Source organism: Enterobacter sp. KB-221C9 (assembly GCF_041320715.1).
Lineage (GTDB): Bacteria > Pseudomonadota > Gammaproteobacteria > Enterobacterales > Enterobacteriaceae > Enterobacter > Enterobacter asburiae_D.
In genome coordinates this window covers 101,783-113,468 of the sequence record NZ_JBGIWG010000005.1, presented here as the reverse complement: position 1 = coordinate 113,468, position 11,686 = coordinate 101,783, and the positions used below count along the sequence as shown (strand labels likewise).

Annotated in this window: 10 protein-coding genes and 2 tRNA genes; 1 reads left to right on the top strand and 11 read right to left on the bottom strand. The window is 53.5% G+C overall.

Annotation, left to right across the window (positions count from 1 at the left end; all coding sequences use genetic code 11):
• Window positions 1-106: 106 nt before the first annotated feature.
• The 7 genes from rpsO to AB8846_RS08775 all read right to left on the bottom strand — a co-directional run bounded on the left by rpsO (window position 107) and on the right by AB8846_RS08775 (window position 6,971).
• Window positions 107-376 (bottom strand): 30S ribosomal protein S15, encoded by a 270-nt coding sequence (rpsO, locus tag AB8846_RS08805; RefSeq protein WP_003861789.1) that lies wholly within the window; start codon window positions 374-376, stop codon window positions 107-109.
• A 154-nt stretch (window positions 377-530) separates the two neighbouring features.
• Window positions 531-1,481, bottom strand: a complete 951-nt coding sequence (truB, locus tag AB8846_RS08800; protein ID WP_370732520.1) for a tRNA pseudouridine(55) synthase TruB — start codon at window positions 1,479-1,481, stop codon at window positions 531-533.
• Window positions 1,481-1,885, bottom strand: a complete 405-nt coding sequence (rbfA, locus tag AB8846_RS08795) for a 30S ribosome-binding factor RbfA (RefSeq protein WP_003024988.1) — start codon at window positions 1,883-1,885, stop codon at window positions 1,481-1,483. The genes truB and rbfA overlap by 1 nt, the downstream gene beginning before the upstream one ends.
• A gap of 106 nt (window positions 1,886-1,991) precedes the next feature.
• Window positions 1,992-4,679: a translation initiation factor IF-2 gene (gene infB / locus AB8846_RS08790; RefSeq protein WP_370732519.1), complete on the bottom strand. Its 2,688-nt coding sequence runs from the start codon at window positions 4,677-4,679 to the stop codon at window positions 1,992-1,994.
• 24 nt (window positions 4,680-4,703) lie between these two features.
• Window positions 4,704-6,206 (bottom strand): transcription termination factor NusA, encoded by a 1,503-nt coding sequence (gene nusA / locus AB8846_RS08785; protein WP_063143573.1) that lies wholly within the window; start codon window positions 6,204-6,206, stop codon window positions 4,704-4,706.
• A 28-nt stretch (window positions 6,207-6,234) separates the two neighbouring features.
• A complete protein-coding gene (gene rimP, locus AB8846_RS08780; RefSeq protein WP_032639709.1) occupies window positions 6,235-6,687 on the bottom strand; it encodes a ribosome maturation factor RimP in 453 nt (150 codons plus the stop codon).
• 207 nt (window positions 6,688-6,894) lie between these two features.
• Window positions 6,895-6,971: transfer RNA gene (locus AB8846_RS08775), tRNA-Met, on the bottom strand.
• A gap of 287 nt (window positions 6,972-7,258) precedes the next feature.
• Here AB8846_RS08775 and argG point away from each other — a divergent pair.
• On the top strand, window positions 7,259-8,605 hold the full coding sequence (gene argG / locus AB8846_RS08770; RefSeq protein ID WP_370732518.1) for an argininosuccinate synthase: 1,347 nt from the start codon (window positions 7,259-7,261) through the stop codon (window positions 8,603-8,605).
• Between the two features lie 185 nt (window positions 8,606-8,790).
• Here the strand turns inward: argG and AB8846_RS08765 are convergent.
• The 4 genes from AB8846_RS08765 to folP all read right to left on the bottom strand — a co-directional run bounded on the left by AB8846_RS08765 (window position 8,791) and on the right by folP (window position 11,621).
• Window positions 8,791-8,877, bottom strand: a tRNA-Leu gene (locus tag AB8846_RS08765).
• Window positions 8,878-8,886: 9 nt separating this feature from the next.
• Window positions 8,887-9,219 (bottom strand): preprotein translocase subunit SecG, encoded by a 333-nt coding sequence (secG, locus tag AB8846_RS08760; protein ID WP_023333590.1) that lies wholly within the window; start codon window positions 9,217-9,219, stop codon window positions 8,887-8,889.
• 223 nt (window positions 9,220-9,442) lie between these two features.
• A complete protein-coding gene (gene glmM / locus AB8846_RS08755; RefSeq protein ID WP_331411144.1) occupies window positions 9,443-10,780 on the bottom strand; it encodes a phosphoglucosamine mutase in 1,338 nt (445 codons plus the stop codon).
• Window positions 10,773-11,621 carry a dihydropteroate synthase gene (gene folP, locus AB8846_RS08750; protein ID WP_370732517.1) on the bottom strand — a complete coding sequence of 283 codons (849 nt, stop codon included), beginning with the start codon at window positions 11,619-11,621 and terminating at the stop codon, window positions 10,773-10,775. The genes glmM and folP overlap by 8 nt, the downstream gene beginning before the upstream one ends.
• Window positions 11,622-11,686: the final 65 nt, after the last annotated feature.

Sequence of the window (11,686 nt, the reverse complement as noted above, 5' to 3'; positions counted from 1 at the left end):
TGCAATGAAGATCATTTATAGCAACAATACAATAGTTTCCAGTGAATTGCTGCCGTCTGGTTGAAAAAAGGGGCCATCAGGCCCCCTTTTCTGAAACTCGCAAGACTTAGCGACGCAGACCCAGACGCTCGATCAGCGCGGTGTAGCGTGCAACATCTTTACGTTTCAGGTAGTCGAGCAGTTTACGACGCTGAGAAACCATACGCAGCAGACCACGACGGCTGTGGTGATCTTTTTTGTGCTCTGCAAAGTGACCCTGCAGGTGGTTAATCTGTGCAGTCAGCAGTGCAACCTGAACTTCGGTAGAACCGCTGTCGTTAGTACCACGACCAAACTCAGAAACGATTTTAGCTTTAGCTTCAACGCTTAGAGACATTTTCAAACTCCAAAGTATAAAGAATGTAAGGATGCCGATCTCTAATTCAGCAATCCAATGTACGCCCCGCAGATTGTTAAACAATTTACCAGGCGTTAAGCGGCGATATTCTACTCGTCTCCCCTGCTTATCGCAAGGTGAGCCGTTATCACCGTCACGCGTCGACCGGATATTCGACGACCAGACGACGCGGCGCAACGCGCCCTTCGCCGTCCATTTCGCCCATACCGATGAATTTCCCTTCGTCACCTTCGGTCACACGTACCAGTCCTTCCAGCGGCGCTTCCGCCGTACGAACCGGGTTGCCGTTCTTAAAGTAAACGGACGATGTTAAAGGAAGATTAACAACCGGGAAGTCCGCTGCCGGACTGTCCATCGGCATCAGCAATGGATCCAGCAAATCTGCCGGCGCGATCCCCTGCGCTTCCGCCTGTTCAACCAGCGCGTGCAGATGTTCCAGGGTCACCATCCGCTCCACCGGGTACTTGCTCACCGCCAGACGACGCAGGTAAATCACATGCGCGCCGCAGCCCAGCTTTTCACCGAGGTCGTCGACGATGGTGCGAATATAGGTCCCTTTCGAACAGTGCACTTCCAGCTCCAGCTCATCGCCTTCATGGCGAATAAACAGCAGCTCATACACGGTTATCGGACGGGCTTCACGCGGGACGTTAATGCCCTGGCGCGCATATTCGTAGAGCTTCTTGCCCTGATATTTCAGCGCCGAATACATCGACGGCACCTGCATCGTGTCACCACGGAAGCTTTCCAGCGCCGCATCAAGCTGCTCTGCGCTGAAGGTCACCGGGCGCTCTTCCACTACCTGGCCGTCCGCGTCGGAGGTATCCGTGCGCTGGCCCAGTTTAGCGATAACGCGGTAACGCTTATCGGAGTCGAGCAGGTACTGGGAAAACTTTGTCGCCTCTCCCAGGCAGACCGGCAGCATGCCGGTTGCCAGCGGATCGAGCGCGCCGGTGTGGCCCGCACGGTTGGCGTTATAAATACGCTTAACTTTTTGCAGCACGTCGTTGCTGGAAGCGCCCTGGGGTTTATCCAGCAGCAGCACACCATGCACGTCGCGACCGCGACGACGAGGACGACTCATCAGTCCTCCTTGCTGTCGTCCGCCGGGTTAACACGACGCTCGTCGTCATGTTTAACCACGCTGGTCACCAGATTGGACATACGCATACCTTCGACCAGCGAGTTGTCGTAGAAGAAGGTCAGTTCAGGCACGATACGCAGGCGCATCGCTTTGCCAAGCAGGGAGCGGATGAAACCAGAGGCTTCCTGCAGCGCTTTAATGCCGTTTTTCACTGCCGCTTCGTCCTGATCGTTCAGGAAGGTGACGAACACTTTTGCATACGCCAGATCGCGGGACATTTCGACACCGGAAACGGTGGTCATCATGCCGACACGCGGGTCTTTAATTTCACGTTGCAGAATGAGCGCGATCTCTTTCTGCATTTCCTGCGCTACGCGCTGAGGGCGACCAAATTCTTTCGCCATAATAAATTCTCCAGACAAAAAAGGGGCTAAAGCCCCTTTTTTAAATTATTGCCGGGTGGCGCTTCGCTTACCCGGCCTACGCTAAACAATCTTCTGTCGACGAAGATTACGCGATGGTACGCTGAATTTCGATGATCTCGAACACTTCGATCATATCGCCAACGCGAACGTCGTTGTAGTTCTTCACGCCGATACCACATTCCATGCCGTTACGGACTTCGTTAACGTCATCTTTGAAGCGGCGCAGGGATTCCAGCTCGCCTTCGTAGATAACCACGTTGTCACGCAGTACGCGGATTGGGTTGTGACGCTTGATGTTACCTTCGGTAACCATACAGCCCGCGATCGCACCGAATTTCGGTGATTTGAACACGTCACGTACTTCAGCCAGACCGATGATCTGCTGTTTCAGCTCAGGAGACAGCATGCCGCTCATCGCTGCTTTCACTTCGTCGATCAGGTTATAGATGACGGAGTAGTAGCGCAGGTCCAGGCTTTCCGCTTCAATCACTTTACGCGCAGATGCATCCGCACGAACGTTGAAGCCAACCAGGATAGCGTTGGAGGCAGCAGCCAGGGTAGCGTCGGTTTCGGTGATACCACCTACGCCAGAACCGATGATCTTCACTTTCACTTCGTCGGTAGACAGTTTCAGCAAGGAGTCGGAGATCGCTTCCACAGAACCCTGAACGTCAGCTTTCAGAACGATGTTCACTTCGTGAACTTCGCCCTCGGTCATGTTGGCAAACATGTTCTCGAGTTTAGATTTCTGCTGACGAGCCAGTTTAACTTCACGGAATTTGCCCTGACGGTACAGTGCCACTTCACGCGCTTTCTTCTCGTCACGCACGACGGTCACTTCGTCACCGGCAGCCGGAACACCGGACAGACCCAGGATTTCCACTGGAATGGACGGACCCGCTTCCAGAACTTCCTGACCCAGTTCGTTACGCATCGCACGAACGCGGCCGTATTCGAAGCCACACAGAACGATGTCGCCCTTGTTCAGGGTACCTTCACGAACCAGAACGGTTGCAACCGGACCACGACCTTTATCCAGGAAGGATTCGATCACCGCGCCGCTCGCCATACCATTACGGATCGCTTTCAGCTCCAGAACTTCAGCCTGCAGCAGGATCGCGTTCAGCAGGTCGTCAATACCGGTACCCGCTTTAGCAGATACTGGGATGAACTGCGCTTCACCGCCCCACTCTTCCGGCATAACGCCGTACTGGGACAGCTCGTTCTTCACGCGGTCCATATCGGCTTCTGGCTTATCGATTTTGTTGACCGCAACAACCAGAGGCACCTGCGCCGCTTTCGCGTGCTGAATAGCTTCGATGGTCTGTGGCATCACGCCGTCGTCTGCTGCAACAACCAGTACAACGATATCCGTCGCCTGAGCACCACGAGCACGCATTGAGGTAAACGCTGCGTGGCCAGGGGTATCCAGGAAGGTGATCATGCCGTTTTCGGTTTCTACGTGGTAAGCACCGATGTGCTGGGTAATACCACCCGCTTCACCAGAGGCAACCTTAGTAGAACGAATGTAGTCAAGCAGAGAGGTTTTACCGTGGTCAACGTGACCCATGATGGTCACAACCGGTGCACGCGGTTCAGCCGCAGCGCCTGTATCACGGTCGCTCATTACTGCTTCTTCCAGCTCGTTTTCACGACGCAGGATAACTTTATGGCCCATCTCTTCAGCAACCAGCTGTGCGGTTTCCTGATCGATGACCTGGTTGATGGTTGCCATAGCGCCCAGCTTCATCATCGCTTTGATGACCTGAGAGCCTTTAACCGCCATCTTGTTCGCCAGATCGCCAACGGTGATGGTTTCGCCGATCACGACGTCACGGTTTACGGCCTGAGCGGGCTTCTGGAAGCTCTGCTGCAGAGCGGAACCTTTACGCTTACCGCCTTTACCGCCGCGAACGGCAGCGCGTGCTTCTTCACGGTCAGCTTTGGATTCAGCGTGCTTATTGCCTTTTTTCGCCGGACGCGCAGCTTTAGTACTGCGAGTACGACCGCGACCACCTTCAACTTCACGGTCGTTGTCGTCTTCAGCCTGACGCGCATGCTGAGAAGTGGTCACGTGATAATCGCTGGTGTCTTCAGTCGGCTCAACGGTATTCACACCGTTCTTCTCGTTTTCTTCTGCCATACGGCGCGCTTCTTCAGCCACACGGCGAGCTTCTTCTTCCAGCTTACGGCGGGCTTCTTCTTCCGCTTTACGCTTCAGCTCGGCAGCTTCATTTTCACGGCGGGCTTTTTCAGCCTGGGCGGTTTTGGTCATTTCGTCTGTCTGTTGATTGCTCACTTTGTCTTTTTCCGCAGCGTCACGCTTCACTTTATCACTTGCGTCGCGTTTCGCTTTTTCTGCGGCCTCACGTTCAGCTTTTAATTCTGCTTCACGTTTGGCGATTGCTTCCGCCTCACGCTGAGCTTGTTCTTCCGCTTCACGCTGTGCCTGCTCTTCCGCGGCAAGGCGTTCTGCCTCTTGCGGATCACGTTTTACAAAGGTGCGCGTCTTGCGGACTTCAATTTGTACCGATTTGCTTTTGCCACCGGTACCAGGGATGTTTAACGTGCTACGCGTTTTGCGCTGCAGCGTTAACTTGTCAGGCGTAGAACCGTGTTCACGGTTCAGGTGCGTTAACAAGGTTTGTTTTTCTTGCGCGGTCACCGAGTCATCAGCGGACTTCGGGATCCCTGCATCAGCAAATTGCTGTACCAGGCGGTCCACGGAGGTCTGAATCTCAGCAGCCAGCGATTTTACAGTTACATCAGTCATGCTGTTCCTTCCTGCTACAGTTTATTACGCTTCGTCGCCGAACCAGCAAATATTACGTGCGGCCATGATGAGCTCGCCGGCTTTCTCGTCGGTTAAACCTTCGATATCAGCCAGGTCATCAACGCCTTGCTCAGCGAGATCTTCCAGCGTACAAACACCACGGGCAGCCAGCTTGAACGCAATCGCACGATCAAGACCTTCCAGATTCAGCAGGTCATCAGCCGGCTTCTTATCGCCAAGGCTTTCTTCCTGAGCCAGCGCCAGGGTGGTCAGTGCGTTTTTAGCGCGTTCACGCAGGGCTTCAACAGTCTGTTCATCCAGACCGTCAATTTCCAGCAGCTCTTTCATTGGCACATAGGCCAGTTCTTCCAGCGTAGAGAAACCTTCTTCAACCAGAACAGTGGCGAAGTCTTCGTCAATATCCAGGTATTTAGTGAAGGTATCGATCGCCGCATGGGCTTCAGCCTGATGCTTAGCCTGCAGGTCATCAACGGTCATAACGTTGAGTTCCCAGCCGCTCAGCTGTGACGCCAGGCGTACGTTCTGACCGTTACGGCCGATTGCCTGCGCCAGGTTGCCCGCTTCAACAGCGATATCCATGGTGTGTTTGTCTTCGTCAACAACGATAGACGCCACATCAGCTGGAGCCATTGCGTTGATCACGAACTGCGCCGGGTTGTCATCCCACAGAACGATATCAATACGTTCGCCGCCCAGCTCAGTAGAAACTGCCTGAACGCGCGCACCGCGCATACCGACGCAAGCACCGACCGGGTCGATACGCTTGTCGTTGGTTTTCACCGCAATTTTCGCACGGGAGCCCGGATCGCGAGCCGCCGCTTTAATCTCGATAACTTCTTCACCGATTTCCGGTACTTCGATACGGAACAGTTCTACCAGCATTTCTGGTTTAGAACGGGTCACGAACAGCTGTGCACCACGCGCTTCAGGGCGAACGGCGTACAGAACGCCGCGAATACGGTCGCCTGGACGGAAGTTTTCACGCGGCAGCATATCTTCACGCAGGATCACGGCTTCAGCGTTACCCGGCAACCCTTCGGATTTGATCTCCAGGGAGATGTTGTCGCGGTTCACTTTCTTCACCACGCCGGTGATGATCTCGCCTTCCTGATCGCGGAACTGATCGACAACCAGCGCGCGCTCGGCTTCGCGAACTTTCTGCACGATAACCTGTTTAGCGGTCTGGGTCGTGATACGGTCAAAGGTGACAGATTCAATCTGATCTTCAACGTACTCGCCCACGTTCAGACTTTCGTCTTCAAAACGGGCGGCTTCCAGCGTGATCTCTTTGGTCGGCTGGGTCACTTCTTCTACGATTACCCAACGACGGAATGTATCGAAGTCACCGCTTTTACGATCGATTTCTACGCGAACATCGATCTCTTGTTCGTATTTTTTCTTGGTTGCTGTAGCCAGTGCACTTTCCAGCGCTTCGAAAATCTTCTCACGCGGCAGTGATTTCTCGTTGGAGACGGCTTCAACAACAGCCAAAATTTCTTTGTTCATCGCGGGCTTTTCACCTCAATCCAGACTGTTAAAAGTGGGGAACCAGGTTCGCCTTCTGGATATTACTCAGCGCGAACACTTCATCTTTGCCGTCGACTGTCACCGTGATCATTTCACCATCAACGGCTTTGATAATTCCCTGCCATTTACGGCGGTTCTGTACGGCCATACGCAGAACGAGAGCCACTTCTTCACCGGTAAAGCGCACATAGTGCTCGGCCGTGAACATCGGACGATCGAGGCCAGGTGAGGAAACTTCCAGGTTGTACGCAACGGTAATCGGGTCTTCAACATCAAGAACCGCACTCACCTGGTGGCTGACATCAGCACAATCATCAACATTGATGCCATCTTCACTATCAATATAGATGCGCAGCGTCGATGTACGGCCGCGAACGAATTCGATGCCGACCAGTTCGTAGCCCAGTGCTTCGACCGGTGCAGTAATCATCTCTGTTAATTTTTGCTCTAATGTGGACAAGCCCACCCCCAAGACATAAAAAAAGGGCGTAAAGCCCAGTTATTCTGTAGTCAGATAACAAAAAACCCCGATAAATCGGGGCTTTAGATAACTGAACCCTATAGCCACAACTGTGGCCTGGAGCACTTTCCGAAAGAATTTTTTCAAATCCAGCTACGAAGGCTCTAAGTCTTCACAGTATATTTGAAAAAGAACTTTATGGGAAAGTGGTTGCGGGGGCCGGATTTGAACCGACGACCTTCGGGTTATGAGCCCGACGAGCTACCAGGCTGCTCCACCCCGCGCCTGAAACGTGGCAAATTCTACGCGTTTTGGACAGAATTTGCAAATAATGCTGGGATTTGGTACCGAAGACGGGACGTAAAATCGGCGTTTAGTATATTGATAGTTGACCCCACCTGTCAAGGCGACTTCCGCCAGATCGATCAGACCAAAATTTTTACAAAAAACGCACGACTCTCTTCCGGTCTTCGCCAAAAGATGATTAAATGAATACTCACTTATTTTGCATAAAAATGCACAAGAGAGCGAAAGCGGTCTCTAATCAGTCAATCAAGCAGGGTTTTATTCTATGACGACGATTCTCAAGCATCTTCCGGTTGGACAACGTATTGGCATCGCTTTCTCAGGTGGCCTGGATACCAGCGCTGCACTGCTGTGGATGCGCCAGAAGGGAGCGGTTCCGTACGCCTATACTGCGAACCTGGGTCAGCCGGATGAGGACGACTACGATGCCATTCCTCGTCGCGCTAAAGAGTATGGTGCAGAGAACGCGCGCCTGATTGACTGCCGTAAGCAACTGGTCGCTGAAGGTATCGCGGCTATTCAGTGTGGTGCGTTCCACAACACCACCGGCGGCCTGACCTATTTCAACACCACCCCGCTGGGCCGTGCGGTCACCGGCACCATGCTGGTTGCGGCGATGAAAGAAGACGGCGTCAACATTTGGGGTGACGGTAGCACCTATAAAGGTAACGATATCGAGCGTTTCTATCGTTATGGCCTGCTGACCAATGCCGAACTGCAGATCTACAAGCCGTGGCTGGACACCGACTTCATCGACGAGCTGGGTGGCCGCCATGAGATGTCCGAGTTTATGATCGCCTGCGGTTTCGACTATAAGATGTCAGTCGAGAAAGCCTATTCCACCGACTCCAACATGCTGGGTGCGACGCACGAAGCGAAAGACCTGGAATTCCTGAACTCCAGCGTGAAGATCGTTAACCCGATCATGGGCGTGAAGTTCTGGGACGAGAACGTCAAAATCCAGGCTGAAGAAGTGACCGTGCGTTTCGAACGCGGCCATCCGGTTGCGCTGAACGGTAAAACCTTCTCTGATGATGTTGAGCTGATGCTGGAAGCTAACCGTATTGGCGGTCGTCACGGTCTGGGCATGAGCGATCAGATTGAAAACCGCATCATCGAAGCGAAAAGCCGTGGCATCTATGAAGCCCCGGGAATGGCACTGCTGCACATCGCTTACGAGCGTCTGCTGACCGGCATTCACAACGAAGACACCATTGAGCAGTATCACTCCCATGGCCGTCAGCTGGGTAAACTGCTGTATCAGGGCCGCTGGTTCGATCCACAGGCGCTGATGCTGCGTGATGCGCTGCAGCGTTGGGTGGCAAGCGCGATCACCGGTGAAGTGACGCTGGAACTGCGTCGCGGTAACGACTACTCCATCCTGAACACCGTGTCTGACAACCTGACCTATAAAGCAGAGCGTCTGACCATGGAGAAAGGTGATTCAGTCTTCTCTCCGGATGACCGTATTGGCCAGTTGACCATGCGTAACCTGGACATCACCGATACCCGCGAGAAGCTGTTCAACTATGTTGAGAATGGCCTGCTCTCCGCGAACTCCGGTAACGGCCTGCCGCAGGTTGATAACCTGGAACACAGCGATAAGAAGTAGTCGCTGATGTAACATGCAAAAGGCGCCCACAGGGCGCCTTTTTTGTGGACTTTCGTAGGGCGGGTAAGCGCAGCGCCACCCGCCATTTTGCCCGGTGGCGCTGCGCTTACCGGGCCTACAAAACCACTACTCAGGATATACAGACGAAAAAAAAGACGTCTTTCGACGTCTTTTTTCTGGAATATTGGTACCGAGGATGGGACTCGAACCCACAAGCCCGTTAGGGCACTACCACCTCAAGGTAGCGTGTCTACCAATTCCACCACCTCGGTACAGAATACTTAGTGCGGGATATCGCTGGTTGGCTTAGCCGGTGCAGCTGGCTGAGTCTGCTCAGTTTTCGCTGGCGCGCTCAGATTTTCCCACTCGCTTCCTTTGCTGGTCTTGTTGCTGTTGATATTGCCAAGCACCAGACTGATAATGAAGAACAGCGTAGCCAGAATCGCCGTTGTGCGGGTCATGAAGTTCGCAGAACCACTTGAACCAAACAGCGTACCGGAAGCGCCTGCTCCGAAGGAGGCTCCCATATCAGCGCCTTTACCTTGCTGCAGCATAATCAGCGCTACGAGAGCGATGGCTACAATAAGGAAAATAACTAAAAGAGCTTCGTACATAATCAACCTGTTCCTTGCGGATTTGCCGCATACCAATGCTTCGACCAATTAGCAGGATTTCTGTTTCCCACTGAAGCGGGTGTGAATACTAACCAAAGCGAATCACCTTCGCAAGGGCATTTTCGACGCATTGTATCAACTGCGGAAAAAAACAGCAAAAAGCCATTAATTGCTTAAAACAAAGGCGGCAAACGCCGCCTTTTTAAACATTTAGCGTGCAAGATTATGCAGCTTTCACGGCATCCGCAATACGGTGCGCAAATTCGGTTACCTGCGCTTCGTCTTCACCTTCCACCATCACGCGGATTAGCGGTTCGGTACCGGACTTACGCAGCAGCACGCGTCCACGATTGCCCAGAGCCGCTTCTACGTCAGCCATCACCGCTTTAACGTTCTCATTTTCCAGCGGATCGCCTTTACCGGCTGTGAAACGTACGTTTACCAGGATCTGAGGGAACATTTTCATTCCGCTGCACAGATCGTGCAGACTCATGTGGTTGCGCGCCATCGCGGCAACCACCTGCAGCGCGGCCACAATACCGTCACCGGTGGTGGTTTTGTCGAGCAGGATCACGTGACCTGAGTTCTCAGCACCGATACGCCAGCCTTTCTCCTGCAATTTTTCCAGCACATAGCGGTCACCCACTTTCGCGCGGACAAACGGAATACCGAGCTGTTTCAGCGCCAGTTCCAGGCCCATGTTACTCATCAGCGTACCCACCGCACCACCGCGCAGCTGTCCCTGACGCAGACCTTCACGTGCAATGATGTAGAGGATCTGATCGCCGTCGACCTTGTTACCTTCGTGGTCGACCATGATCACGCGGTCACCGTCGCCGTCCAGCGCAATACCCAGATCGGCTTTCTCCGCCAGAACACGCGCCTGCAGGGCACGAACGTCAGTTGCCCCCACCTGCTCGTTAATGTTCAGACCATCCGGCTCGCAGCCAATGGCGATCACTTTCGCACCCAGCTCGCGGAAGACATTCGGGGCGATGTGATAGGTCGCACCGTTAGCACAGTCCACCACAATTTTGAGGTGAGCCAGGCTCAGCTCATTCGGGAAAGTGCCTTTACAGAATTCGATATAGCGACCCGCAGCATCAACGATACGGTTCGCTTTACCCAGCTCTGCGGAATCAACACAGGTGATCTCTTTTTCCATTTCGGCTTCAATGGCTTCTTCCACCTCATCCGGGAGCTTGGTGCCGTCAATGGAGAAGAATTTAATGCCGTTGTCGTAGAACGGGTTGTGAGAAGCCGAGATGACAATCCCCGCTTCCGCACGGAAGGTGCGCGTCAGATACGCAACCGCAGGCGTTGGCATTGGGCCTGTAAAGGAAGCGGAAAGTCCAGCAGCCGCCAGCCCCGCTTCCAGCGCGGACTCCAGCATATAGCCGGAAATGCGGGTGTCTTTACCGATGATAATTTTACGTGAGCCATGACGCGCCAGTACCTTGCCAGCAGCCCAGCCGAGCTTCAGGACAAAATCAGGGGTGATGGGAGCATCGCCTACGCGCCCACGGATACCGTCGGTACCAAAATATTTACGATTACTCATAGCGTTTGTTTTCCTTCGCTGCCAGTGTGGCTTCCACCACACGCATGGCTTCTACTGTTTCTTTGACGTCATGGACACGAATAATGTGCGCACCCTGCATCGCCGCAATCACCGCGCAGGCCAGGCTGCCGCTCAGGCGTTCGCTCGGCCCCACGTTCAGCAACTGCCCAATCATCGACTTTCTCGACATACCCACCAGCAGCGGCAGACCAAAGTGATGGAATTCCGACAGGCGCGCAAGCAACGCATAATTGTGTGAGAGATTTTTACCGAAACCGAACCCCGGGTCGAGCAGCAATTTCTCTTTTGGGATACCAGCACGTTCACAGCGCGCGATATGCTCAATAAAGAGGCGATTCACGTCGGCAAAGACATCGTCGTACTTCGGTGCTTCCTGCATGGTTTTCGGCTGACCCTGCATGTGCATCAGGCATACCGGTAACCCCGTTTCTGCCGCAGCTTCGAGTGCGCCAGGCTCTGTGAGTGAGCGAATATCATTAATAATGTGAGCGCCCACTCTCGCCACTTCACGAATCACTTCCGGTTTGGAGGTATCAACGGAGATCCACACTTCAAATCTCTGTGCAATCGCTTCAACCACCGGCACCACGCGCGCAAGCTCTTCTTCCACAGACACGTCCGCCGCACCAGGACGCGTCGATTCGCCGCCAACGTCAATGATGGTGGCACCCGCATTAATCATTAAATTCGCGTGCTTAACCGCCTCGATAAGCGTGTTATGCGTGCCGCCGTCAGAGAAGGAGTCAGGGGTAACATTCAGGATCCCCATCACATGGGGGTGTGAAAGATCGAGATGCGTGTCCTGAGCGAATAATTTCATGGCGAAATCCCTGATATCTATATCGTTAAACAGAAATGAAAAACCCCGGAGCAAGCTCCAGGGTT

Coding starts and splice junctions, on each gene's coding strand:
- folP (WP_370732517.1), bottom strand. CDS start 11,621: ATGAAATTATTCGCTCAGGACACGCATCTCGATCTTTCACACCCCCAT.
- truB (WP_370732520.1), bottom strand. CDS start 1,481: ATGAGTCGTCCTCGTCGTCGCGGTCGCGACGTGCATGGTGTGCTGCTG.
- glmM (WP_331411144.1), bottom strand. CDS start 10,780: ATGAGTAATCGTAAATATTTTGGTACCGACGGTATCCGTGGGCGCGTA.
- nusA (WP_063143573.1), bottom strand. CDS start 6,206: ATGAACAAAGAAATTTTGGCTGTTGTTGAAGCCGTCTCCAACGAGAAA.
- argG (WP_370732518.1), top strand. CDS start 7,259: ATGACGACGATTCTCAAGCATCTTCCGGTTGGACAACGTATTGGCATC.
- secG (WP_023333590.1), bottom strand. CDS start 9,219: ATGTACGAAGCTCTTTTAGTTATTTTCCTTATTGTAGCCATCGCTCTC.
- rpsO (WP_003861789.1), bottom strand. CDS start 376: ATGTCTCTAAGCGTTGAAGCTAAAGCTAAAATCGTTTCTGAGTTTGGT.
- rbfA (WP_003024988.1), bottom strand. CDS start 1,885: ATGGCGAAAGAATTTGGTCGCCCTCAGCGCGTAGCGCAGGAAATGCAG.
- infB (WP_370732519.1), bottom strand. CDS start 4,679: ATGACTGATGTAACTGTAAAATCGCTGGCTGCTGAGATTCAGACCTCC.